This window comes from Xanthomonas sp. NCPPB 2933, from assembly GCF_056725225.1.
On record NZ_CM161518.1, the window covers coordinates 497101 to 519142 of the forward strand.

Annotated in this window: 22 protein-coding genes; 14 read left to right on the forward strand and 8 right to left on the reverse strand. The window is 66.1% G+C overall.

What is annotated here, in order from left to right; translation table 11 throughout:
* Positions 1 to 36: 36 nt before the first annotated feature.
* From AC1PLU_RS02110 to AC1PLU_RS02120, 3 genes are read right to left on the reverse strand one after another with little or no spacing between them, the layout of a single operon-like run.
* Positions 37 to 1020 (reverse strand): PDR/VanB family oxidoreductase, encoded by a 984-nt coding sequence (locus tag AC1PLU_RS02110; RefSeq protein WP_210762758.1) that lies wholly within the window; start codon positions 1018 to 1020, stop codon positions 37 to 39.
* Positions 1013 to 1816: a GntR family transcriptional regulator gene (locus AC1PLU_RS02115; protein ID WP_481107566.1), complete on the reverse strand. Its 804-nt coding sequence runs from the start codon at positions 1814 to 1816 to the stop codon at positions 1013 to 1015. Before AC1PLU_RS02115 ends, AC1PLU_RS02110 begins: the two co-directional genes overlap by 8 nt.
* Before the next feature lie 21 nt (positions 1817 to 1837).
* The gene (locus tag AC1PLU_RS02120) at positions 1838 to 2914 is read right to left on the reverse strand and encodes an aromatic ring-hydroxylating dioxygenase subunit alpha (protein ID WP_006449036.1); all 1077 of its coding nucleotides are present in this window, start codon (positions 2912 to 2914) and stop codon (positions 1838 to 1840) included.
* Positions 2915 to 3169: 255 nt separating this feature from the next.
* Here AC1PLU_RS02120 and AC1PLU_RS02125 point away from each other — a divergent pair, with 255 nt between their 5' ends.
* The 9 genes from AC1PLU_RS02125 to AC1PLU_RS02165 all read left to right on the forward strand — a co-directional run bounded on the left by AC1PLU_RS02125 (position 3170) and on the right by AC1PLU_RS02165 (position 11315).
* Entirely contained in the window at positions 3170 to 4033 is an 864-nt protein-coding gene (locus AC1PLU_RS02125; protein WP_481094097.1) for a CoA transferase subunit A, read from the forward strand.
* Positions 4030 to 4818 carry a CoA-transferase subunit beta gene (locus AC1PLU_RS02130; protein WP_104551341.1) on the forward strand — a complete coding sequence of 263 codons (789 nt, stop codon included), beginning with the start codon at positions 4030 to 4032 and terminating at the stop codon, positions 4816 to 4818. The genes AC1PLU_RS02125 and AC1PLU_RS02130 overlap by 4 nt, the downstream gene beginning before the upstream one ends.
* Positions 4815 to 6023: a 3-oxoadipyl-CoA thiolase gene (gene pcaF / locus AC1PLU_RS02135; RefSeq protein WP_481107567.1), complete on the forward strand. Its 1209-nt coding sequence runs from the start codon at positions 4815 to 4817 to the stop codon at positions 6021 to 6023. Before AC1PLU_RS02130 ends, pcaF begins: the two co-directional genes overlap by 4 nt.
* A 114-nt stretch (positions 6024 to 6137) precedes the next feature.
* Complete coding sequence (gene pcaH, locus AC1PLU_RS02140; protein WP_481107568.1) at positions 6138 to 6866, forward strand: protocatechuate 3,4-dioxygenase subunit beta; 729 nt, start codon at positions 6138 to 6140, stop codon at positions 6864 to 6866.
* 4 nt (positions 6867 to 6870) lie between these two features.
* Entirely contained in the window at positions 6871 to 7434 is a 564-nt protein-coding gene (gene pcaG / locus AC1PLU_RS02145; RefSeq protein WP_481107569.1) for a protocatechuate 3,4-dioxygenase subunit alpha, read from the forward strand.
* 117 nt (positions 7435 to 7551) lie between these two features.
* Positions 7552 to 8904, forward strand: coding sequence for a 3-carboxy-cis,cis-muconate cycloisomerase (locus AC1PLU_RS02150; protein ID WP_481107570.1), 1353 nt, complete (start codon positions 7552 to 7554; stop codon positions 8902 to 8904).
* 14 nt (positions 8905 to 8918) lie between these two features.
* The gene (gene pcaD / locus AC1PLU_RS02155) at positions 8919 to 9701 is read left to right on the forward strand and encodes a 3-oxoadipate enol-lactonase (protein ID WP_481107571.1); all 783 of its coding nucleotides are present in this window, start codon (positions 8919 to 8921) and stop codon (positions 9699 to 9701) included.
* A gap of 64 nt (positions 9702 to 9765) precedes the next feature.
* Positions 9766 to 10152: a 4-carboxymuconolactone decarboxylase gene (pcaC, locus tag AC1PLU_RS02160; protein WP_481107572.1), complete on the forward strand. Its 387-nt coding sequence runs from the start codon at positions 9766 to 9768 to the stop codon at positions 10150 to 10152.
* Between the two features lie 236 nt (positions 10153 to 10388).
* On the forward strand, positions 10389 to 11315 hold the full coding sequence (locus tag AC1PLU_RS02165) for an alpha/beta hydrolase (RefSeq protein ID WP_481094091.1): 927 nt from the start codon (positions 10389 to 10391) through the stop codon (positions 11313 to 11315).
* Between the two features lie 16 nt (positions 11316 to 11331).
* Here the strand turns inward: AC1PLU_RS02165 and AC1PLU_RS02170 are convergent, their stop codons facing one another.
* Complete coding sequence (locus AC1PLU_RS02170; RefSeq protein ID WP_023902295.1) at positions 11332 to 12192, reverse strand: IclR family transcriptional regulator domain-containing protein; 861 nt, start codon at positions 12190 to 12192, stop codon at positions 11332 to 11334.
* A 147-nt stretch (positions 12193 to 12339) separates the two neighbouring features.
* Between AC1PLU_RS02170 and AC1PLU_RS02175 the strand changes: the two genes are divergently transcribed.
* Positions 12340 to 13200, forward strand: coding sequence for a PA4780 family RIO1-like protein kinase (locus tag AC1PLU_RS02175; protein ID WP_006451961.1), 861 nt, complete (start codon positions 12340 to 12342; stop codon positions 13198 to 13200).
* Between the two features lie 343 nt (positions 13201 to 13543).
* Positions 13544 to 14515, forward strand: a complete 972-nt coding sequence (locus AC1PLU_RS02180) for an alpha/beta hydrolase (RefSeq protein ID WP_481107573.1) — start codon at positions 13544 to 13546, stop codon at positions 14513 to 14515.
* On the opposite strand, the gene AC1PLU_RS02185 is transcribed toward AC1PLU_RS02180, so the two are convergent.
* The 3 genes from AC1PLU_RS02185 to AC1PLU_RS02195 all read right to left on the reverse strand — a co-directional run bounded on the left by AC1PLU_RS02185 (position 14512) and on the right by AC1PLU_RS02195 (position 18637).
* On the reverse strand, positions 14512 to 15222 hold the full coding sequence (locus AC1PLU_RS02185) for a DUF2490 domain-containing protein (RefSeq protein WP_481107574.1): 711 nt from the start codon (positions 15220 to 15222) through the stop codon (positions 14512 to 14514). The two genes, AC1PLU_RS02180 and AC1PLU_RS02185, sit on opposite strands and share 4 nt — an antisense overlap.
* Before the next feature lie 443 nt (positions 15223 to 15665).
* Complete coding sequence (mnmG, locus tag AC1PLU_RS02190) at positions 15666 to 17570, reverse strand: tRNA uridine-5-carboxymethylaminomethyl(34) synthesis enzyme MnmG (protein ID WP_481107575.1); 1905 nt, start codon at positions 17568 to 17570, stop codon at positions 15666 to 15668.
* Between the two features lie 584 nt (positions 17571 to 18154).
* The gene (locus AC1PLU_RS02195) at positions 18155 to 18637 is read right to left on the reverse strand and encodes a hypothetical protein (protein WP_481107576.1); all 483 of its coding nucleotides are present in this window, start codon (positions 18635 to 18637) and stop codon (positions 18155 to 18157) included.
* Between the two features lie 156 nt (positions 18638 to 18793).
* Here AC1PLU_RS02195 and AC1PLU_RS02200 point away from each other — a divergent pair, with 156 nt between their 5' ends.
* From AC1PLU_RS02200 to AC1PLU_RS02210, 3 genes are all read left to right on the forward strand, one after another.
* Positions 18794 to 19753 carry a pyridoxal-phosphate dependent enzyme gene (locus AC1PLU_RS02200; protein ID WP_481107577.1) on the forward strand — a complete coding sequence of 320 codons (960 nt, stop codon included), beginning with the start codon at positions 18794 to 18796 and terminating at the stop codon, positions 19751 to 19753.
* The gene (locus tag AC1PLU_RS02205; RefSeq protein WP_006451966.1) at positions 19738 to 20355 is read left to right on the forward strand and encodes a YdcF family protein; all 618 of its coding nucleotides are present in this window, start codon (positions 19738 to 19740) and stop codon (positions 20353 to 20355) included. Before AC1PLU_RS02200 ends, AC1PLU_RS02205 begins: the two co-directional genes overlap by 16 nt.
* A 79-nt stretch (positions 20356 to 20434) precedes the next feature.
* Positions 20435 to 20854, forward strand: coding sequence for a nuclear transport factor 2 family protein (locus AC1PLU_RS02210; protein ID WP_481107578.1), 420 nt, complete (start codon positions 20435 to 20437; stop codon positions 20852 to 20854).
* A gap of 218 nt (positions 20855 to 21072) precedes the next feature.
* Here the strand turns inward: AC1PLU_RS02210 and lpxO are convergent, their stop codons facing one another.
* A complete protein-coding gene (lpxO, locus tag AC1PLU_RS02215) occupies positions 21073 to 21978 on the reverse strand; it encodes a lipid A hydroxylase LpxO (RefSeq protein WP_481107579.1) in 906 nt (301 codons plus the stop codon).
* Positions 21979 to 22042: the final 64 nt, after the last annotated feature.

The following is a 22042-nucleotide window of genomic DNA, read 5'->3' on the forward strand; positions in this document are numbered from 1 at the left end:
GCGCCTGGCTGAGGGCGCAGCAGTTTTGCTGCGCCCTCAGCCCAGCTCGCCGCGATACCCCGTATCGATACTTATGCTGCCACCCACCGCGCGCGAAACGCAGGCGCACAGTTTGCGGTTCTCGCGGCGTTGTTCGTCGCTGAAGAACACATCGCGGTGGTCGATATCGGCCGCGCTGTCCAGCACCTCCACCGCGCACAGCCCGCATTCGCCACGACGGCATTCGGCGATCAGCTCCACCCCGGCATCGGCCAGGGCATCCAGCATCGATTCGTTTTCCGCCACCGGCACTTCCAGGCCGAGCCCGGGCAACTTGACCACGAAGGCCTGCGCCGGCACCCGCCCGCTATTGCCGAAGGTTTCGAAATGCAGCCGTGCGCGCGAACGCCCGGCGGCGTGCCAGTGCTGGCGCACCGCTTCGAGCATGCCCAGCGGCCCGCACACATACACCTCGGCATTGGGAGACAGGCGCGCCAATTCGGCGGCAAGATCCGGCTGCCCAGCGGTGTCGTCGCAATGCAGCTGCAGGCGCTCGCCGAGCAAGGTTTCCAACTCGTCCGCATAGGCCATCGCAGCGCGCGAGCGGCCGACGTACAGCAGGCGAAAGGACCGGTGACGACGTGACAGCCGCTGCGCCATGCCGATGATCGGCGTGATGCCGATGCCGCCGGCGATCAACAGGATTTCCTCGCCGCTCTCATCCAGCGCAAAGTTGTTGCTGGGCGGCGAGATCTCCACCACGTCGCCGGGCTGCAAGGTCCACATATGCCGCGAGCCGCCGCGGCTGTCGGGCATCTGCCGTACCGCGATCTGGTAATAGCCATCGGAGCGCGGTTCGCCCACCAGCGAGTACGAACGCACATCGGCGCGGCCATGCAACTGCACGCGAAAATCCAGATGACTGCCCACCTCGAACGGGCGCGCCGCAGTGCCGGGATCGAGCACGATCTCGCGCACGCCCTCGCAGGCATCGGCAATGCTGACGACGTGGGCGCGGTGCCACTGGGTGTCTTTACGCATGGGGAACTCCGGGCAGAAGGGTGTGCTGGCTGCTGCCAGCGTTGGACGGATGGGCGCGGCCGATCAAGGCGCCACCGCGCACCTGGGTGATCGCCGCCGGGGTTTGCAGTACGTGGCGCAGATTGCGATGCGCAAGCCGTGCGTGTTCGCGCATCAGCGCTTCGGCACGCGCGCCCTGGCGGTATTCGATGGCAGCGATGACTTCGCGATGCTGGTCTTGCGCCAGCGTCAGAATCAGTTGTGCCTCGGCGCTGGTGGTCTGCGCCATGACCAGGCTATTGGGCGAGGCGAACGGCAGCTGCAGCACGCGCGTGAGCTCGCGGCCCAGCACATCGCTGCCGGCCATGGCGACCAGCAACGCGTGGAACTGCGCATTGGCCTGCACGTATGCGGTGAAGTCGATGGCGTGCAGCGGCGAGCCGACGATGCCGTCGAGCGTGTCCAGCAACTGGCGAGCCTGAGCCAGCGACGCGGCGGATGCCCCGCGTTCGGCGGCCATGCGCGCGGCCAGGCCTTCGAGCGTGCCGCGCAGTTCGATCGCATCGTGCACATCGCGTTCGCTGAAGGCCTGCACCGCGTAGCCGCCGCCCGGCAGTGCGCTGGCCAGGCCTTCTTCGCACAGCCGCTGCAACGCGGCGCGCACCGGCGTGCGCGACATGCCCAGCCGCTGCACCACCGCCAGCTCGGACAGCCGCGCGCCGGCCGGCAGGGTGCCGTCGAGAATCAGTTCGCGTAGCGACAGCAGTGCGCGCGTGGTCTGCGCGGCACTGCTGCGAAACGGGGTGGTCGGTGACATGCGAACCTCCGTCGCGGTGCTTTAGCCCACCATGCGCAGCGACAATTCCTGCGCGCGCTGTTCCTGTGCGATCAGCCGATCGATCACGCGGCGCGCCCACATGCCGCCGGCATCGACGTTGAGGTTGTAGAAGGTGTGATCCGGATGCGCGTCGATGGCGCGCTGTTGCGCTTCCAGCACCGCCTCGTCTTCGCCGAACACGCCGGTGACGCCGGCCCGGGTCAGCGTGGTCAGCGATTGATCGTGCAGCGCATAGTTGCGCATGAACGCCCAGAAGTAGTGGCAGGTGGTGTCGGTTTCGGGCGTGATGGTATTGAGCACGTAGCCGTTGACACCCTGGCTGCGGTCGCCTTCCGGCGCACCGGTGCCGGCGATGGCCACACCGACATCGATGGCGATGGTGCCGGGCGCTTCGAAGCGGATGATCTGCCAGCGATCGACCTTGCCGTGGTAATCCAGATGGCGCGCGATCTGGCTGGCCCAGAACGGTGGCGCGTCGATATTGCGCATCCAACGCGACACCACAACCGAGCGGTCGCCGTGCATCACATCGAACGGCGCTTCGGCGATCTCGTCTTGGCCGATGCTGGAGCCATGCACGAAGGTCTCGTGGGTCAGGTCCATCAGGTTGTCCAGCACCAGCCGGTAGTCGCACTTGGCGTAGATGGTGCGGCCGTCGCCGGCCCAGGCCGGGTCGTGCGCCCAATGCAGATCGGGAATCAGGCTGGTGTCGGCCTGCGCCGGGTCGCCGGGCCAGATCCACACATAGCGATGCTTCTCGGCCACCGGAAAACTGCGCACGCATGCGGACGGGTTGATGGTTTCCTGCGAAGGCATGTGCACGCAGCGGCCTTGCGTGTTGTAGACCAGCCCGTGATAACCGCAGACCACATCGTCGCCGCGCAGCTTGCCCATCGACAGCGGTACCAGGCGATGCCAGCACGCGTCTTCGAGTGCGATCACGGCCCCGGCGGTGCTGCGATACAGCACCACATCCAGGTTGCAGACCTTGCGCGGGGCCAGCGCGTGCTTGATCTCGTGGTCCCAGGCGACGGCATACCACGCGTTGAGGGGAAACAGCTGCTTGGACTGGGACATGACCGTGACTCCTGGGGTTTGTATACAACCTGGGGTGCGGATCGGCAGTGGTGCGCCGGCTGGCAACCAGTTGACGCGCTTGCCAGCGCTGGCGTCTGCTTGCAAGCGAAGTTATGTATACACCGGAGACAATGTTGGAGTGTCAGTCGCCAAGCGAAATTGTGCGATTATCGAATACGCACACCGATAATCGGATTGACCGGGCTGTGCCGCTGCGCCTACCGTGACCGCACGCTCGCTGCGCAGGACATTGCAATGGCCCAAATCGTCTCCCTCTCAGAAGCGGTGTCCCAGCTGATCGCCGATGGCGATTGCGTGGCGATGGAAGGCTTCACCCATCTGATCCCGCACGCCGCCGGTCATGAGGTGATCCGCCAGCGCAAGCGCGACCTGCGCCTGGTGCGCATGACGCCGGACCTGATCTACGACCAACTGATCGGCGCCGGGTGCGCGGCGGCATTGCGGTTTTCCTGGGGCGGCAATCCCGGCGTCGGCTCGCTGCACCGGCTGCGCGATGCGGTCGAACATGCCTGGCCGCAGCCGCTCCAGATCCGCGAACACAGCCATGCCGATATGGCCAACGCCTACGTGGCCGGTGCCTCGGGCCTGCCGTTCGCGGTGTTGCGCGGTTATGTCGGCTCGGACCTGCCGCGCGTCAACGACAGCATCAAGTTCCTGCAATGCCCGTACACCGGCGAAACGCTGGCCACCACGCCGGCAGTGAATCCCGATGTCACCGTGATCCATGCGCAGCAGGCCGACCGCCGCGGCAATGTGCTGCTATGGGGCATTCTGGGCGTGCAGAAAGAAGCCGCATTGGCGGCGCGCAAGGTGATCGTGACGGTGGAAGAGATCGTCGACACGCTGGATGCGCCGCCCAACGCCTGCATCCTGCCGCGCTGGGTGGTGGATGCGGTCTGCCACGTGCCCGGCGGCGCCGCACCGTCGTATGCGCATGGCTACTACGCCCGCGACAATCGCTTCTATCTGGCCTGGGATGCGATCGCCCGCGACCGTGCGCGCTTCCAGGCATGGATCCAGACGCATATTCTCGATACCGAGAATTTCGCTGCCTTCCAGCGCGTGTACGCGCACTCGCTGTTGCAGGTGGCCGCATGAGCGACTACAGCACCAACGAAATGATGACCGTGGCGGCGGCGCGGCGCCTGCCCGATAACGCGGTGTGCTTCGTCGGCATCGGCCTGCCATCCACTGCCGCCAACCTGGCGCGGCTGACGCATGCGCCGGACGTCACCTTGATCTACGAATCCGGCCCGATCGGCGCGCGCCCGGACGTGCTGCCGCTGTCGATCGGCGATGGCGAACTGGCCGACACCGCCGACACCGTGGTCTCCACGCCGGAGATCTTTCGCTACTGGTTGCAGGGCGGTCGCGTGGATGTGGGCTTTCTGGGCGCGGCGCAGATCGATCGCCATGCCAACCTCAACACCACGGTGATCGGCCCCTACGATGCGCCGAAAACGCGGCTGCCAGGCGCAGGTGGCGCGCCGGAGATTGCGGCCAGCGCCAAGCAGGTGTTCATCATCATTCGCCAATCCACACGCAGCTTCGTGCCGGTGCTGGACTTCATCACCACGGTCGGGCATCTGGACGGTGGCGATGCGCGCCAGCGTGCCGGCCTGCCTGGCGCCGGCCCGACCGTGGTGGTTACCGATCTGTGCGTGATGGAGCCCGACCCCGTGACCCGTGAACTCACCGTCACCGCCTTGCACCCCGGCAGCACCCGCGAACAGGTGAGTGCCGCCACCGGCTGGCCGATCCGCTTCGCCGCCGATCTGGCGCAGACCACCCCACCGAGCGCTGCGGAATTGCAGGCGCTGCGCGCGCTGCAGGCACGCACCGATGCGGCGCATGGCAAGCAGGCTGCGGGAGCCGAGGCATGAGCGAGGTCTATCTGATCGATGGCATCCGCACGCCGATCGGCCGTTACGGCGGCGCTCTGGCCAGCGTGCGTGCCGATGACCTCGGCGCGGTACCGATCGCCGCGTTGATGGCGCGTCATCCGCAACTGGAACCGGCGCTGATCGAAGACGTGTATCTGGGCTGCGCAAACCAGGCCGGCGAAGACAATCGCAATGTCGCGCGCATGAGTCTGTTGCTGGCGGGGTTGCCGTCTTCGGTACCGGGTAGCACGCTCAATCGCCTGTGCGGGTCCGGGCTGGATGCGATCGGCACGGTGGCGCGCGGCATCCGTGCCGGCGAACTGGGGCTGGCGATCGCCGGCGGGGTCGAATCGATGACGCGCGCGCCGTGGGTGATGGGCAAGGCCGAGGGCGCATTCGCCCGCACGCAAAAGCTGGAAGACACCACGATGGGCTGGCGTTTCGTCAATCCGCGTCTGCAGGGCGCCTATGGCGTGGAGTTGATGGGCGAAACTGCAGAGAACGTGGCGCAGCGCTATGCCATCGCGCGCGAAGACCAGGATGCCTTTGCATTGCGCAGTCAGCAACGCGTTGCCGCTGCACAGGCGGCCCGGTTCTTCGATGGAGAAATCACGCCGGTGACCGTGGCCCCACGCAAAGGTGGCGAGGCAACCGCTGTCGATCGCGACGAGCCCCCGCGCCCGAATACCACGGCCGAGATGCTGGCCAAGCTCAAGCCGGTCTTTCGCCAGCCTGGCACGGTGACTGCCGGCAATGCCTCGGGCCTCAACGATGGCGCTGCCGCCTTGTTGCTGGCCTCCGCGCAGGCGGTGCAGACGCATGGGCTGACCCCGCGCGCACGCGTGCTCGGCTTCGCCTCCGCCGGTGTGGAGCCGGCCTTCATGGGGATCGGTCCGGTGCCGGCCACGCAGCGCTTGCTGGCGCGGTTGGGCCTGACCATCGAACAGTTCGATGCGATCGAGCTCAACGAAGCCTTTGCCGCGCAGGCGCTCGCCTGCACGCGCGCGTTCGGGCTGGCCGACGATGCGCCGCACGTCAACGCCAACGGCGGCGCCATCGCACTCGGCCACCCATTGGGGATGAGCGGCGCGCGGCTGGCGTTGACCTTGCTGCGGCAACTGGAAGCCAGCAACGGACGGCTTGGCCTGGCCAGCATGTGCATTGGCGTGGGGCAGGGCGTGGCGCTGGCGATCGAGCGCGTGTAGTGCGCCCGTTGCAACCACCGCTGCCGTTACCGCACACCCATAGCGTTCTCGACGCTTGCAGCGTTGACGCCAGCATTCTCGACCGCGCCGCAGCGCAACCGATGGAGATCCCGCATGCGCGACCCCAGCTCTGACACGCCAATCGATCCGCTGCTCGGCTATCGCCGCATCCGGATCGGCACGCAGCCGGCGTATCTGCATCTTCCCTATGCATCCACCGCGTTGCGCGGCCCCACACGCGCGCCGATCGACATCCCGGTCACGCTGTCGGAAGTCACCGGCCCGCGACTGGATCGGCTCACGCTGGGCGAGCATGCCGCCGATCTCACTGCCGGCTTTGCCGGCGAGCCGTTGGGCGAGCGCATCATCGTCTCCGGCCGCGTACTCGACGAAAACGGCAAGCCGGTGCGCAACAGCGTGGTGGAAGTGTGGCAATGCAACGCGGCTGGCCGCTATCAACATGCGGGCGATCGGCACGATGCGCCGCTGGATCCCAATTTTCGTGGTACCGGCCAGGTGCTCACCGACGACCACGGCCGCTATGCGTTCAAGACCATCAAGCCGGGTGCGTATCCGTGGCGCAATCACTACAACGCCTGGCGGCCGGCGCATATCCATTTTTCGCTGCATGGCGATGGCATCGGACAGCGCTTGATCACCCAGATGTACTTCCCCGGCGATCCGTTGCTGGCGCACGACCCGATCTACAACTGCGTGGACGATGCGCTGGCACGCGAACGCATGGTGTCCAGTTTCGACTGGGAAAACGCGGTGAGCGAATACGCGCTGGCCTACCGCTTCGACATCGTGTTGCGCGGTCGCAAACAGACGGTCTGGGAGTGAATCGATGAGCCTGCACACCACCCCGTCGCAAACCGTTGGCCCGTATTACCGGCTCGGGCTGGAGCCGCTGTATCGTGACCAGCTCGCATCTGCGCAGGCCACAGGCACGCAGGTGCAGATCAGCGGTTGTGTCTTCGATGGCGCCGGCACTCCGGTGGCCGACGCGGTGCTGGAAGTGTGGCAAGCCGATGCGGCCGGCATTTACGCGCATGCCGCGGACACTCGCTATGAAACGCATGACCCCAGCTTCGATGGCTGGGGCCGTGTGCCGACCGATGCGCAGGGGCGATTTTCCTTCAGCACCATCAAGCCAGGCCAGGTCGCCGGGCCCGACGGCAAGCTGCAGGCCGCGCATCTGACCGTGCTGGTGTTCATGCGCGGGCTGCTGCGCGGCGTGTCGACACGGCTGTACTTCGCCGACGACCCGCAACTGAGCAGTGATCCTATCCTTGCCCTGGTGTCGGCCGAGCGTCGCGCCACACTGCTGGCGCAATCGCGTGGTAGTGGCAACTACGTGTGGGACATCCACATGCAGGGCGATGCGGAAACGGTGTTCTTTCATTATTGACCGCAGCATCATTGCGCGTTTGCCCATGCTGCGATGCGCGCGCGTGCGCACCGCGCACGCCAGTTGGCACTCCTGCGTATCGATGCCATGCTGCCCGCACGCCAAGAGAGGCCATGCATGACTGCGACGTCTTCCCTGTTGGGATCCTTGTTTGGCGAGCCCGCGTGCGACGCGTTGTTCGACGACGCGGCGCGTGTGCAGGCGATGCTGGCGTTCGAATCCGCGCTCGCCCGCGCGCAGGCGCAGTGCGGCGTGATTCCGGCCGAGGCCGCGCAGGCCATTGCCAATGCCTGCGACGTGCAGCACTACGATCTGGCCGCGCTGGCGCAGGCCACCGCACTCGCCGGCAACCCCGCCATTCCATTGGTCAAGGCACTGACTGCGCGCGTGGCCGAACACGATGCGCAGGCCGCGCGCTGGGTGCACTGGGGTGCCACCAGTCAGGACGTCATCGATACCGGCACAGTGCTGCAGCTGCGCGCTGCGCTCGACCTGTTGCTACCGCGTCTGCAACGCCTGTGCGCCGATCTGGCCGCACTGGCCGAACGCGAACGCAACACCGGCCTGCCCGGTCGCACCTTGTTGCAGCAGGCGGTGCCGGTCACCTTCGGGCTCAAGGTCGCCGGCTGGCTGGATGCGTTGCGGCGCGCGCACCACCGCCTGCAGGCCTTGCAGCGCGATGCCTTGGTACTGCAGTTCGGTGGCGCCGCCGGTACGTTGGCGTCGTTGCAGGAGCGCGGCCTCGATGTCGCCCAGGCACTGGCCACGACGCTGGCGCTGCCGTTGCCCGCATTGCCGTGGCACACCGCGCGCGACCGCCTCGTCGAGGTCGGCTGCGCCTTCGGCCTGTTGGCCGGCACCTTGGGCAAGATCGGCGGCGATGTGGTGCTGCTGATGCAATCGGAAGTCGGCGAAGTGTTCGAGCCTGCCGCTGCCGGCAAAGGCGGCTCCTCGGCGATGCCGCACAAACGCAATCCGGTCTCCAGTGTCGCCGCGATTGCGGCTGCCACGCGCGTGCCCGGCCTGGTCGCGACCTTGTTCAGCGCGATGGCGCAGCCGCATGAGCGCGCCGCCGGGCAATGGCACGCCGAATGGGAGACCTTGCCGCAGATCGTCTGCCTCACTGCCGGAAGTGTTGCGCAGATGCAGCTGTGCCTGGCCGATCTGGAACTGGACCGCGAGCGCATGCGCGCGCATCTGGATAGCCATGGCGGTGTGTTGTATGCCGAAGCGGTGGTGTTCGCGATCGCAGCGCAGCTCGGCAAAGCGCAGGCGCATGCCCTGGTGGAGCAGGCGGTGGCACGTGCGCAGGCGCAGCAGCGGCATCTGCGCGAGGTGCTCGCCGAGGATGCACTGGTCAGTGCGGTGCTCACGCATGCGCAACTGCAGGCGCTGTTCGATGTGGACAGCTGGCGCGGCATGTCCTCGGTCTGGATCGATCGCGTGCTTGCCGCTTCTTCTTCTTCTTAGCTGAAGGTACTTCGATGGCCTATCTGCAGTTGCCCACGCACCGCCTGCGCTATCGGCTGGACGGCACCGAAGGTCGCCCCTGGCTGACCTTCTGCAACTCGCTCGGCACCGACCTGCATATGTGGGACACGCAGATCGCCGCCTTTGCGCCGCACTACCGCATCCTGCGTTACGACCGCCGCGGCCATGGCGATTCGGACACGCCGCCCGGCCCCTACAGCGTTGGCGACCTGGGCCAGGACGTGCTGGCGCTATGGGATGCGCTGCAGATCACCCGAAGCGACTTCTGCGGCGTGTCGATCGGCGGCCTCACCGGGCAGTGGCTGGGCCTGCACGCACCGCAACCGCTGCGGCGGCTGGTGGTGTGCGCCACTGCGCAGAAGATCGGTAGCAGCGAGAGCTGGAACGCGCGCATCGCACAGGTGCGCAGCGAAGGCCTGGCCGCACTGGTCGATGCCACCTTGCAGCGCTGGTTCACGCCGCCGTTTGCCAGCAGCCACGCGCACCGGCTGGAGATGATCGTGGCCGCGTTCGTGGCGACCTCGCCGGACGGCTATATCGCCTGCTGCCAGGCCGTGGCAGATGCCGATTTCCGTGGCGCGCTCGACACGCTGGCGCTGCCATTGCTCGCAGTCGCTGGCGAAGATGACCCGGTCTGCCCGCCCAACGATCTGCGCGAGATCGCCTCTGCCGCTCCGCACGGCCATTACGCGCAGGTGCCCGGCCGGCATATCTGCAATCTGGAGTCGCCGGCCGCGTTCAATGACACCGTTTTGCGCTTTCTTCAGGCCGACTAAAGCAGCTGTCAGCACGCCAGCGCTGCACGGCCGCTCCAACCATTCCCCACGCAAGAGAGATCCGATGCACGAAGACGAGCGTTACCAGGCCGGCCTGCACGAGCGCCGGCGCGTTCTCGGCGATGCGCATGTCGACCGCTCGCTGGCCGCACGCACCGAGTTCACCGAAGAGTTTCAGGAACTGATCACCCGCTACGCCTGGGGCAGCATCTGGACCCGCGACGGCCTGCCCGCGCATACCCGCTCGCTGCTGACGCTGGTGATGATGGTGGCGCTGGGCCATGACGAAGAGTTCAAGCTGCACGTGCGCGCCGCGCGCAACAACGGCGTCACGCCCGATCAGATCAAGGAGGTGTTGTTGCAGGCGGCGGTCTATTGCGGCGTGCCGGCGGCCAATCACGCATTCGCGCTGGCCAAACCAATTCTCGAAGAGCAGGCCGCCGAAGGCTGAGCCGCTAGCATCGCGTCAGACACTCTGACGAGCGACACCGGAACACGCTGCGCATGCCGGCAGCGCAACCACGTGTGTCGTGCTCGAGGCGCGAGCAGCAAGAGCGGCCAAAAAACGATTACGTAGCCGCTAGGTGGGCACGTCGGTGCCCGGAATCGGCATGTGCCACTCGTACACCGCCAAGCATCGCAGGCAAGATGGCCGCTATCGGACATCACGTCCCAGGGAGATGACTCATGACGTTGCGCTTTGCCTGCCTGCTGATGCTGCTGCTCGCCACCTGTGCGCTGCAGGCGCAGCCGCATCCCGGACCGGGCACGCAGTTGTCGCAGGTTCGCGCCGACGATGGCCAGACGCTGGCGGTGTGGTCGCGCGTACCGGCACAACCGCGTGGCACGATCCTGCTGGTGCATGGGCGTACCTGGAGTGCGCTGCCTAATTTCGACCTGCAGGTTCCCGGCGAAGCGCGCGATTCGCGATCGGTGCTCGCGGCCTTGGCGCAGGCCGGGTATGCCGCCTACGCGGTGGACCTGCGCGGCTATGGCGGCAGTGCGCGCGATGGCAGCGGCTGGAACACGCCAGCGCGCGCAGTGGCCGATGTCGCCGAGGTGCTGGCCTGGATCGCCCGCAAGCACGCGCACTTGCCGCCGCCGGCGCTGCTCGGTTATTCCAACGGCGCGCGGGTGGCGCTGCTGATCGGCCAGCAACACCCGCAGGCGCTGTCTGCGCTGGTGCTGTACGGCTTTCCGGACGATGTCGATGCAGCTCCCGATGCAACACCACCGTCCGCGCAGCCATTGCGCGCACGCACCACGGTCGAAGCAGCCGGCGAGGATTTCATCACCGCCAATGCCGCGCCCTCTGGCGTGCGTGCGGCCTACGCTGCGCAGGCGGTGTCGGCCGATCCGGTGCGCACCGACTGGCGCGCGATGGAGCAGTTCGCCTTCCAGCCCGAGCAGGTGGCAACGCTGCCGGTGCTGCTGCTGCGTGGCGTCGACGATCCCATCGCGACCCAGCCGGACAACGCCCACCTGTACGCACGCCTGCGCAGCGAAGATCGCAGTTGGGTCACGCTGCCGCACGCCGACCATGTGGCGCATGTCGAAGACACGCATGCCGCCTGGGTGGATGCGGTGGTCGGCTTTCTGCGCCGGCCGCGCTGAGCGTGTTCGACAAACCCTAACTCAACAACGCCCCCAGCCGCTGCGCCGCCTGCTTCAGCGGTTCCAGCAGCTGCGTCTGCATCGTCTGCAGGCTCACGCGCCCGGCCTGGGCACCGATGTTGAGCGCGGCGATCACCTCGCCACGCAGGTTGCGCACCGGTACCGCGATTGAGCGCAGGCCGATCTCCAGCTCCTGGTCGGTCAGGCACATGCCTTCGCGGCGCGCGCGTGACAGCAGCTCCAGCAGCGCCGATGCCTGGGTCACCGTGCGGTCGGTGCGCGGGCGCAGCGTGGTGCGCTCCAGATACGCCTGCAAGGTGTCGCCGGGCAGGGCGGCCAGCAGCACCCGGCCCATCGAGGTGCAGTAGGCCGGCAGGCGCGTGCCCGGGCGCAGCCCGATCGACATGATGCGCACCGTCTCGGCGCGCGCCACGTACAACAGGTCGTCGCCGTCCAGCACGCCCAGCGAGCAGGATTCGTGCAGCTGGTCACGCAAGCCGTCCAGCACCGGCTGCGCCGCCGCGGTCATCGACGAAGAGGCCGCATACGCACCGCCGATCCCCAGCACACGCGGCAGCAGCACATAGCCGCGGCCCTGCTCGCCGACATAGCCCAGCTTGGCCAAGGTGTGCAGCACCCGCCGCACCGCTGCGCGCGAGATGCCGGTTTCCAGGCTGATCTGCGACATCGTCACCTCGCGCGCGTGCTGGGCGAACACGCTGAGTACCACCAGCCCGCGTCCCAGCGAGGTCATGAAGTCCGGGTCGCCCTGGGCAGCGGCGATCTGCTGCATCAACTCATGCGGCAGGCCGCGTTCGCTCCCGACTGCGGGCACGGCGGTGGGGCGTTTGCGGCGGCTGGCGGCGGGCTCGGGCATTGGGTCGCAGGTTGGACAGGTTCCCGCATGGTAAGCGCTCACGCCGATGCATGCCCCCGGTCGCAGCTTGTGCCTGGACATGTAATCGCTTCACCCTGCTTGCCGCATAATCGTCGCTGATTTGTTCCGGATCGGTCCTCTTAGTCCATGAAAACCCCCAAGGGCCTGCAACCGCTGATCGACGACGGCATCATCGACGAAGTGTTGCGACCACTGAAGAGCGGCAAGGAAGCATCCGTCTATGTGGTCAGCACAGGCGCCGACATCCTGTGCGCGAAGGTCTACAAAGACATGGCGCAGCGCAGCTTCCAGGCGCGCGTGCAATACCAGGAAGGCCGCAAGGTGCGCGGCAGCCGCCAGGCACGCGCGATGGGCAAGGCCACCAAGTTCGGCCGCCGCGAAGCCGAGACCGCGTGGAAGAACACTGAAGCCGAGGTGCTCTACCAGCTGATGGATGCCAGCGTGCATGTGCCCAAGCCGCGCGGCTATTTCCACGGCGTGCTGCTGATGGATCTGGTCACCGACGAAGCCGGCCACAGCGCACCGCGGCTGGGCGAGGTGGAGCTGGAACCGGAGCAGGCGCGCGTGTTCCACACCAGCCTGATCGGCGATGTGGTCAAGATGCTGTCGCTTGGCTTGGTGCACGGCGATCTGTCCGAATACAACGTGCTGGTCTCGCCCGAGGGCCCGGTGTTGATCGACTTCCCCCAGGTGGTCAGCGCCGCCGGCAACAATGCCGCGCGCGACATGCTGCTGCGCGATGTGCACAACCTGCGCGATTGCCTCGGCCGTTTTGCGCCGGAGTTGCTGGAAACCTACTACGGCGAAGAGATGTGGGCGCTGTTCGAAAAGGGCGAGCTGCGCCCGGACAGCGTGCTGACCGGACGCTTCAAGTTCGACACCCACCGCGCCGACGTACGCGCCATCCGTGCCTCGATCGAAGACGCACGCCAGGAAAATCTCATTCGCCAGCAAGGCCGCGAGGCAGCTGCGGAAGACGAAGATTAGCCAGCGGCTGTCGCGCCCTATGCGGCGCGACACTGGCAACGGCGCACAAGGCGCACTGCCAGCGTTCACTGTTCATGGGCAACGTGTCGGTGCGCGCTGAGCGCGCCGATGCCAGCGCGTGCAGACGCGATGCGGCGCAGCAAAAAAACCAACTGACGCTGATTGCGTGACTGTCGCACAAGCCCGCCAGGCACTGCCCTTGCCGCCGCATGCAAGGCCAGTCAAGGGTTTTGCAGCGCTGCGGCGTGCATCAGGCAATGCCATTGAAATTATTTATGCAATTTAATGGTGATTGATCATAAGTATCTGGCAGGCTCGCTCCTCGTCTCCTGGAGGGTCTGTCATGTCGTTTGATCCTGATGTCGTGCGCCTGTTTGCCCAGCTTCAACAATCCGGTCAACCGGCCATGGACACCCTACCGATCGAAGGTGCGCGCGCGATGATGCGCGCGCTCGGCGCGCAGCTCGGCTTCCCGCGCGTGGAGATGGCGCAGGTGCGCGATCTGCACGCCGACACCGCTGCCGGCCCGGTGCCGTTGCGGTTGTATCGACCATCCGAGCTTGCCCCTGGCCCCGCCCCGACCTGCCTGTTCGTGCACGGCGGCGGCGGTGTGGTGGGCGATCTGGACTCCCATGACGACGTCTGCCGGCAACTGGCTGCGCGTGCCGGCTGTCAGCTGTTGGCGGTCGACTATCGTCTGGCGCCGGAACACCCTGCACCGGCCGGCGTGGAAGACGTGATTGCCACCCTGCAGTGGCTGGTGGCCCAGCCCGATACGGTTGGTGCCGACGTGCAGCGGCTGGCCGTTGCTGGCGACAGCATCGGCGGCGCCATGGCCGCAGTTGCAGCGCTGGCCGCGCGCGACGCCGGGATCGCGTTGCGCTGCCAGGTGTTGGTATATCCGCTCACCGATGCACGCGAGGACACGGGGGTGTACCCGTCGCGATCGCACAATGCCGGCCTGCCGCCGCTCACCGCAGATGCGGTGCGCTTTTTCAATCGGCATCTGTTGCCCGACCCCGCCATTGCACAGGACTGGCGCGTCTCGCCAATGCTGGTGCCGGATGTGGCCGGCGTTGCGCCTGCACTGGTCGTGGTGGGCGATCGCGACATGCTCTGCGACGAAGGACGCGCCTATGCCGAGCGTCTGCGTGCTGCCGGCGTGGAAGTCACCTTGCACAGCTTCCCCGGCATGATCCACGGTTTCATCAACATGGGCGGTGTATTGCGCGCCGCCGATGAGACGTTGGCGCTGGCAGCACTGGTGCTGCGCCAGCGTTTGCTGCCCGCCATCGGGCGGTGGGCAAGTGACTAGAAATTGAAGCGGAAGGTGGTCATCAGCACGTGGTTTTCGCGGTCCACTGCAGGCGTATTGACGAACTGATTCAGATACCCGACATCGACATTGGAGATGGCGTTGAACTTCCAGTTAATGCCAACGAATACGCGGTTCTGGTCGAGACCGCGTCGCGCGCCCCATTCGGTCTGATCGAGATTGACGAACAGTTCGTTGAACGCCACCCACGACAATTGCGGCGACAACGCACTGGGGCGCACGGCCCGGATCATCTGGCGCACCCGGTACCCTTCATCGCTGAAACCTTCGCGGTGGCGTTGCTCCAGACGCGTGCGGCTGGTAATGGTGATATTGGCAATCGGATCGAACTGATATTGAAACTGCCCCCACCAGCGATTTTCGCGGTTGGAGGATTGCCCGGCCGGGTGGCTGATAATGGTGTCGTAGCCCATCCAGACACTGGCTTTGGGATTGAGCCGGTAAAACACGGCGGGGCGCAGAATCAGTTGGTCGAACTGCTCGCCTTCCTCGCGCCAGCGCGGATGGATATCCATGCTCCAGTACAGATTTTCGACCGGCAACTTGCCCTGGGCATACACACTTAACCAGTAACGGCCATCTTCTTCGGTAGTGGCCATCGCTGGCGCGATGTTCGCCAGCATCAGCACTAAAAGCAGACAGGCACTGCGCAGATTTGCCTTCAATATCGCACTCGATCTGTTCATAGATTAGAAAGTCGTCATAGTTGATCGAGCATAGCAACTTCCCCCGTGCCGCTAGAGTCCGCCGGACGAGCGGCAAGCCTGCGCGTGCCGGTGGCTTCGTCTATGGCGACATGACATCGCATGCTGACATCTGTTGGCAACGTTTCGCGCGTCGGTCCACTGAGGGCGCTTGTACGCGCACCGGCGTGGGGCTCGCCGCAAGTACGTCCCTGTAGGCGCTTATGCGGCATCCCTGCCGCATAAGATCCCACGCCGGTACGCGCGCGCGCCACCGACTGTTGTCGGTGGCTGTGGGACAAGCGACGGCTGGTTGATTGATCTAGCTGTACGCGAGACCTTCGCTGGCGACCGAGTGGCAGCGCGATGGATGACCGACGTCATCGTGGAATCCGTCGGAACACTTGCTTGCCGAGCAGCGACGTAATCGATTAACCACAAGCCCCTTACGCCACCTGGCTGCGCCGCGCGCGTTCCAGATGCACCAGCAGCAGCGAGATCGCCGCCGGCGTCATGCCGGCAATGCGCTGTGCCTGGCCGATACTTTGCGGGCGCACGCGTTCGAGTTTCTGCTGCACTTCGATCGACAGGCCACGCACGCCGGCATAATCGAACCCTTCTGGAATCGGCGTGGTTTCGTGGCGTTGCTGACGCGCGATGTCGTCGCGTTGGCGGTCCAGATAACCGGCGTATTTGACGCTGATCTCCACCTGCTCGGCCACCTGCGCATCGTCCACGCCCGGCCCCAGCGTCGGCACGCGCATCAGCGCGGCGTAGTTGAGTTCGGGGCGCTTGATCAGATCCAGTACGTTGGTCTCGCGGCTCACCGCCACGCCCAGGGTCTGGGCCACTTCGCGGCCCAGCGCATTGCCCGGGGTTGCCCACAGTGCCTGCAGGCGCGCGCTTTCGCGCTGCACCGCTTCCTGCTTGGCCGAAAACCGCGCCCAGCGCGCATCGTCGACCAGGCCCATCGCACGGCCCACACCGGTCAGGCGTGCGTCGGCATTGTCTTCGCGCAACTGCAGCCGGTATTCGGCGCGGCTGGTAAACATGCGATACGGCTCGGTGGTGCCGTGGGTGATCAGATCGTCCACCAGCACGCCCAGGTACGCCTCATCGCGACGCGGCGACCACGCCGGCAAGGCCTGCACATGACGCGCGGCATTGAGGCCGGCCAGCAACCCTTGCGCGGCAGCTTCCTCGTAACCGGTGGTGCCATTGATCTGCCCGGCGAAAAACAGCCCGCCTACCGCCTTGGTTTCCAGCGAGGCCTTGAGCCCGCGCGGGTCGAAGAAGTCGTACTCGATCGCATAGCCGGGGCGGGTGATATGCGCCTGCGCAAACCCATGGATCGAGCGCACCAGCGCCAGCTGCACATCGAACGGCAGCGAGGTGGAGATGCCGTTGGGATAGATCTCGGTGACCTCCAGGCCTTCGGGCTCGACGAAGATCTGGTGGCTGGTCTTCTCGGCGAAGCGCACCACCTTGTCTTCGATCGACGGGCAATAACGCGGGCCGATGCCTTCGATCTGTCCCGAATACAGCGGCGAGCGATGCAGCGCGCTGCGGATGATGTCGTGGGTCTGTTCGGTGGTGTGGGTGATCCAGCAGCTGACCTGGCGCGGGTGATCGCTGCGCTGGCCCATGAACGACATCACCGGCAACGGATCGTCGCCCGGCTGTTCCTGCATGACGCCGTAATCGAGCGTGCGCCCGTCGATGCGCGGCGGGGTGCCGGTCTTGAGCCGGTCGATCGAAAACGGCCGCTCGCGCAGGCGCGCGGCCAGCGTGGTGGCCGGCGGGTCGCCCATCCGCCCGGCCGCGTACTGGGTCTCGCCAACATGGATCTTGCCGGCCAGGAAGGTGCCGGCGGTCAGCACCACCGAGGTCGCTTCGAAGTGCAGCCCGGTCTGGGTGATCACCCCGCGCACGCTGTCGCCCTCGGTGGCGCCATTGTGGATGAGTAGATCGTCCACTGCTGCCTGGAACACGGTCAGGTTGGGCTGCGCCTCGACGATGCAGCGGATCGCATTGCGATACAGAGTGCGGTCGGCCTGGCAGCGGGTGGCGCGCACTGCCGGCCCCTTGGAGGCATTGAGCGTGCGCCACTGGATGCCGGCCAAGTCTGCCGCGCGCGCCATCGCCCCGCCCAGCGCGTCGATTTCCTTGACCAGATGGCCCTTGCCGATCCCGCCGATGGCCGGATTGCAGCTCATCGCGCCCACCGTCTCGATGTTGTGGGTCAGCAGCAAGGTGCGGGCACCGGCGCGCGCAGAGGCCAACGCGGCCTCGGTGCCGGCGTGGCCGCCGCCGATCACGATGACGTCGTAGCGATAAAAGGAATCGGACATGGGCGTGGACTGGGAAGCGGAAGGAAGACAAGCGGCCGCGGAATTATCGGCTGAAGGGCGATTGAGGTCACTCAATCGATAAAAATGTGATGTGAATCACATTTTCGAATAGTGGCACTCAAGTTGGCATGTTCCGTGCGGATATCCCTAATGCACCCGTCGTGGCATTGCGACATGGGCGCAAGGCTGGAATTGGAACAGGGGCCAGCCGCGCGTGCGATGGGGTAGCGTAAGGGTCGGTAGTCGGGGGACTGCCGACCCTTATTTTTTTTCTGCGGTTGGCGCCGCTGCCGCTGCCCTCTGCCAAGCTGATGCGGTCAAGTGCTGCCAGATTAAGCATAAGGACAAACGCATAAAGCCCCGGCATGCCGGGGCTTTATGCGTTGAAGGCGCCGATATCCGACAGGGCCGGAACAGGGGGGATCCAGATTTCCCTGTCGGACATCGACATAAGTCAGTCAGTGGAACGCGTCAGGTCAAAAAATGACGTGGCGGGTCACACAGAGCACCTAGCTTGCAACCAAGTGCCGGCTGAACGCAAGCCCCCAATCTATCCATTTGTGGGCCGCGTCGCAGTCAGCAACTCAGGGGATCTGCTCACGGGTATTGCGGGGTGCTGTCTGCCGTTGAATCTGCCGAATCACCCCAGGCGGCGCACCGATGCGTGCCGGCGGCCGCGACGGCGGAGCGCCGGTTGCCGGTGGACGATTGGGCTGCTGCGGACGCGGGCCATTGGGGCGGGGACCGTTCGGACGCGGGCCATTGTGGTACGAACCGTTCGGGCGCGGCGGCCGGTATTGTGGGCGCCGATCGTTCTGCCGGTAGTAGTAGCCGCCACCGCCGCGATAGACCGGATATACCGGGTAGTCGTACAACCCGATCGAACCGGCGCCATAGGGGGTGCCGTACGGATTGCCGTAGAAATACGGCGAGTAACCTGGCGGGTAGCGATACTGTACGGCCGGAGCGCCACGGTAATAGCCGCCCGACCCACCGCCGGTGTAGTCGTAAGTCGCGCAGCCGCTCAGAGCCAATAGCCCGGCGGCGAAGATCAGACGGAATTTCATGGATGGTGCCCTCCTGCAACCATGGTCCCACTTTCGAACCGATGCATTGAATCGGTCCTTAACTGTGTCGCTATGTGGCGCTTTTTCATCGATCCAGCATGCGCGGGAATTGTGCGCGCAACCGTGAAGAGTGGGGGATACGTTAATCTTGCAGGCATGATCGAGACGGTTTCTCTTGCCCATTCCGACGTCCTGCAAGCCGCTGCGCGCATCGCGCCGCAATGCGAGCCGACACCGTTGCTGACCTCGCACAGCCTGGATGCGCTCTGCGGCGCGCAGCTGTTCTTCAAGGCCGAACACCTGCAGCGCAGCGGTGCATTCAAGTTCCGTGGCGCCTGCAATGCGGTGTGGTCGTTGCCCGAGGAGCTGGCCGCGCGCGGCGTGGTCACGCATTCGTCCGGCAACCACGGCGCTGCCTTGGCGCTGGCCGCGCGCACCCGTGGCATCGGTTGCCATGTAGTGGTGCCGGAGGGTGCGGTGGCCGCCAAGTTGGCCAATATTTCCCGGCACGGCGCCACGCTGTGGCGCTGCGCACCGACCATCGCCGCGCGCGAGCAGCTGTGCGCGGAAGTGCAGGCCAGCAGCGGCGCGACGCTGGTCCATCCCTACACCGATCCGGCCGTGATCGCCGGACAGGGCACCGCCACGCTGGAACTGTTGCACCAGAGCGGCGGCCTGGACGTGCTGGTGGCGCCGGTCGGCGGCGGCGGGCTGGCTGCCGGTGCGGCCTTGGCGCTGCAGGCCGCGCCGGGTTGCGCACTGGTGCTGGCCGAGCCCAGCGGGGCGGCCGACACTGCGCGCTCGCTGGCGGCAGGCGAGCGCCTGGTCGATTTTGTCCCCGACACCATTTGCGACGGCCTGCGTGGCACCCTGGGCGCGCCGAATTTCGCGCTGTTGCAGGCGGCCGGCGCGCAGGTGATCACCGTGGACGATGCCGCGGTGGTGCAGGCGATGCGGCTGATCTGGCAGGTGCTCAAACAAGTCGTGGAGCCGTCCTCGGCGATTGCGCTGGCGGCGGTGCTGGCCGACCCGGCGCGCTTTGCCGGGCGCCGGGTCGGGCTGATCCTGTCCGGCGGCAATGTCGATCTGGATGCGCTGCCATGGGCCGCGGCGTGAGCAGGCGTTCGCGCGGGCTCGGCCTGTGGGGCTGGGGCTGGCGGTTGTGCATGCTGGCGGCGATCTGGCTGGTGGGCGTGGCGGGCTGGATCGTGTGGATCGGCGACCGCGACCAGGCCGCGCCGGCCGATGTGATCATCGTGCTGGGCGCGGCCGCCTACGATGCGCGGCCTTCGCCGGTGTTCGAAGAGCGCATCCGGCATGCGCTGGATCTGTACGCGCAGGGCTATGCGCCGCGGCTGTTGTTCACCGGAGGCTTCGGCAATGGCGCGCGCTTTGCCGAGTCGCAGGTCGCGCGGCGCTATGCGCTGCGTCACGGCATTCCGCCGGAAGCGATCGTGATCGAAACCGAATCACGCACCACCCGGCAGAACCTGCAGCAGGCGCGCGCGCTGATGGAGCGTCACGGCATGCACCGGGCCATCATCGTCAGCGACCCGCTGCACATGGCGCGCGCGCTGCGGCTGAGCCAGGAGCTGGGCGTGGATGCGCTGGCCTCGTCCACCCCCAGCACGCGCTTTCGCAGCTTCCACACCAGCTGGCGCTTTCTGCTGCAGGAGGTCTATTACTTCCACCGCGACCTGGTGGTGCAGGGCGCCTGATGCCGGGTCTGCAGCGTGCGATGACGTTGCAGTGCAAGACGCGCTCTATGATGCGGCTTTCCCAGCGGCAGGTTCGAGCATGAGCGAGAGCAATCGGCAACGCGCCACCGGCCTGGTCCAGGCCTACTACGAAGCATTCAACCGCGGCGAGTGGGACGCCATGTTGGCGTTCCTGGCCGACGACGTTGCGCATGACCTCAATCAGGGGCCGCGCGAGATCGGCCGGGCGGAATTCGCCGCCTTCCTGCAGCGCATGAACGACAGTTACCGCGAGCAGTTGCGCGACATCGTGATCACCGCCAACGACGACGGCACCCGGGTCGGCGCCGAGTACGTGGTGCACGGGGTCTACCACACCACCGACGAAGGCCTGCCGGAGGCCAACGGGCAGACCTACGTGTTGCCGGGTGGTGCGTTCTTCGATGTGCGCGACGGCAAGCTCACCCGCGTCACCAACTACTACAACCTGCAGGAATGGATCGCGCAGGTCTCGCGCTGATTGCATCGACCGGCACGGGCTAGACCTGCGTAGGAGCGCACCTGGGCGCGATGAGGCGCTACCGGGAATGCTTGGTCGCGCCCGGGTGCGCTCCTACGTGGTTGGTGCGGTAGTGCGGCCGGACCTATGCCTATGTAGGAGCGCGCTTGCGCGCGATGAGGCTTTCTCGGTAACGCTTCATCGCGCGCAAGCGCGCTCCTACGCGGTCGGTCTTGGCGTTACAGCAACACGATGCCGATCACTACCAGAATGAAGATGCCCCATTTGAGCGTCTGGTACAGCGGGTTGTTGCGTTCCTTCAAGGCTTTGGCCTTCAGGCGGCCAGCGTAGAAATAGCGGAACACGCGGTTGATGCCGCCGGTCTTGTCGCCTTCCTGATTGGGCGAGGCGCCGGCCGAGAGCAGGCTGCGGCCGACGAAGCGGTTCACCGCCGCCGCCCAGCGCCAGCGCATCGGGCGCTCGATATCGCAGAACAGGATGATGCGGTCCTGGTCGGTGTCGTTACGCGCGTAGTGGATGTAGGTCTCGTCGAACATGGTCCATTCGCCATCGCGCCAGCTGTGACGCTGGCCGTCGACGTCGATGAAGCAGCGGTCGTCGTTGGGCGTGGCCAGGCCCAGATGCAGACGCATGGACCCGGCGAACGGGTCGCGGTGCGGGCGCAGTTCGCTGCCCGGCGGCAACTCGGCGAACATCGCCGCCTTCACCGTGGGGATGGACTTCAGCAAGGCGGTGGTCTGCGGGCACAGTTCGGACGCCGACGGGTGCGCGGTGCCGTACCACTTCAGATAGAAGCGCTTCCAGCCACGGCGAAAAAACGAGTTGAAGCCGATGTCGGTGTAGCCGTCGGCGGCGCGGATCTTCTGCATCTGCTGCAGGGCCACCGCTTCATCGCGGATCAGCGACCAGTTGGCGCGCAACGGTGCCAGCTCCGGGAATTCCTTGCCGGGATCGATGAAGGGCGTGGTCGGCACCCGCGAACACAGATACATCAGCGTGTTGATCGGTGCCATGAAGGTGGAATGGTCCAGCAGCTGCCGGCTGAGCCGGTGCCGCACGCGACCGCGGTAATGGATGTACAGCGCCGATGCGATGAACAGCGCGATGATGAGCCACTTCAACATGGAGAAGGCCAATTAGGGAGCGGGGGCCGCAAACGCAAGAGCGGGATCAAAACGACGATGCAGC

Bases quoted from the DNA above. Each gene is read 5' to 3' on its own strand.
- AC1PLU_RS02125 (WP_481094097.1), top strand. From the start codon at position 3,170: ATGGCCCAAATCGTCTCCCTCTCAGAAGCGGTGTCCCAGCTGATCGCC.
- pcaF (WP_481107567.1), top strand. From the start codon at position 4,815: ATGAGCGAGGTCTATCTGATCGATGGCATCCGCACGCCGATCGGCCGT.
- AC1PLU_RS02195 (WP_481107576.1), bottom strand. From the start codon at position 18,637: ATGAAATTCCGTCTGATCTTCGCCGCCGGGCTATTGGCTCTGAGCGGC.
- lpxO (WP_481107579.1), bottom strand. From the start codon at position 21,978: ATGTTGAAGTGGCTCATCATCGCGCTGTTCATCGCATCGGCGCTGTAC.
- pcaC (WP_481107572.1), top strand. From the start codon at position 9,766: ATGCACGAAGACGAGCGTTACCAGGCCGGCCTGCACGAGCGCCGGCGC.
- pcaH (WP_481107568.1), top strand. From the start codon at position 6,138: ATGCGCGACCCCAGCTCTGACACGCCAATCGATCCGCTGCTCGGCTAT.
- AC1PLU_RS02165 (WP_481094091.1), top strand. From the start codon at position 10,389: ATGACGTTGCGCTTTGCCTGCCTGCTGATGCTGCTGCTCGCCACCTGT.
- pcaG (WP_481107569.1), top strand. From the start codon at position 6,871: ATGAGCCTGCACACCACCCCGTCGCAAACCGTTGGCCCGTATTACCGG.
- AC1PLU_RS02115 (WP_481107566.1), bottom strand. From the start codon at position 1,816: ATGTCACCGACCACCCCGTTTCGCAGCAGTGCCGCGCAGACCACGCGC.
- AC1PLU_RS02185 (WP_481107574.1), bottom strand. From the start codon at position 15,222: ATGAACAGATCGAGTGCGATATTGAAGGCAAATCTGCGCAGTGCCTGT.
- AC1PLU_RS02175 (WP_006451961.1), top strand. From the start codon at position 12,340: ATGAAAACCCCCAAGGGCCTGCAACCGCTGATCGACGACGGCATCATC.
- AC1PLU_RS02170 (WP_023902295.1), bottom strand. From the start codon at position 12,192: ATGCCCGAGCCCGCCGCCAGCCGCCGCAAACGCCCCACCGCCGTGCCC.
- AC1PLU_RS02205 (WP_006451966.1), top strand. From the start codon at position 19,738: ATGGGCCGCGGCGTGAGCAGGCGTTCGCGCGGGCTCGGCCTGTGGGGC.
- AC1PLU_RS02150 (WP_481107570.1), top strand. From the start codon at position 7,552: ATGACTGCGACGTCTTCCCTGTTGGGATCCTTGTTTGGCGAGCCCGCG.
- AC1PLU_RS02210 (WP_481107578.1), top strand. From the start codon at position 20,435: ATGAGCGAGAGCAATCGGCAACGCGCCACCGGCCTGGTCCAGGCCTAC.
- pcaD (WP_481107571.1), top strand. From the start codon at position 8,919: ATGGCCTATCTGCAGTTGCCCACGCACCGCCTGCGCTATCGGCTGGAC.
- AC1PLU_RS02120 (WP_006449036.1), bottom strand. From the start codon at position 2,914: ATGTCCCAGTCCAAGCAGCTGTTTCCCCTCAACGCGTGGTATGCCGTC.
- AC1PLU_RS02110 (WP_210762758.1), bottom strand. From the start codon at position 1,020: ATGCGTAAAGACACCCAGTGGCACCGCGCCCACGTCGTCAGCATTGCC.
- AC1PLU_RS02130 (WP_104551341.1), top strand. From the start codon at position 4,030: ATGAGCGACTACAGCACCAACGAAATGATGACCGTGGCGGCGGCGCGG.
- mnmG (WP_481107575.1), bottom strand. From the start codon at position 17,570: ATGTCCGATTCCTTTTATCGCTACGACGTCATCGTGATCGGCGGCGGC.
- AC1PLU_RS02180 (WP_481107573.1), top strand. From the start codon at position 13,544: ATGTCGTTTGATCCTGATGTCGTGCGCCTGTTTGCCCAGCTTCAACAA.
- AC1PLU_RS02200 (WP_481107577.1), top strand. From the start codon at position 18,794: ATGATCGAGACGGTTTCTCTTGCCCATTCCGACGTCCTGCAAGCCGCT.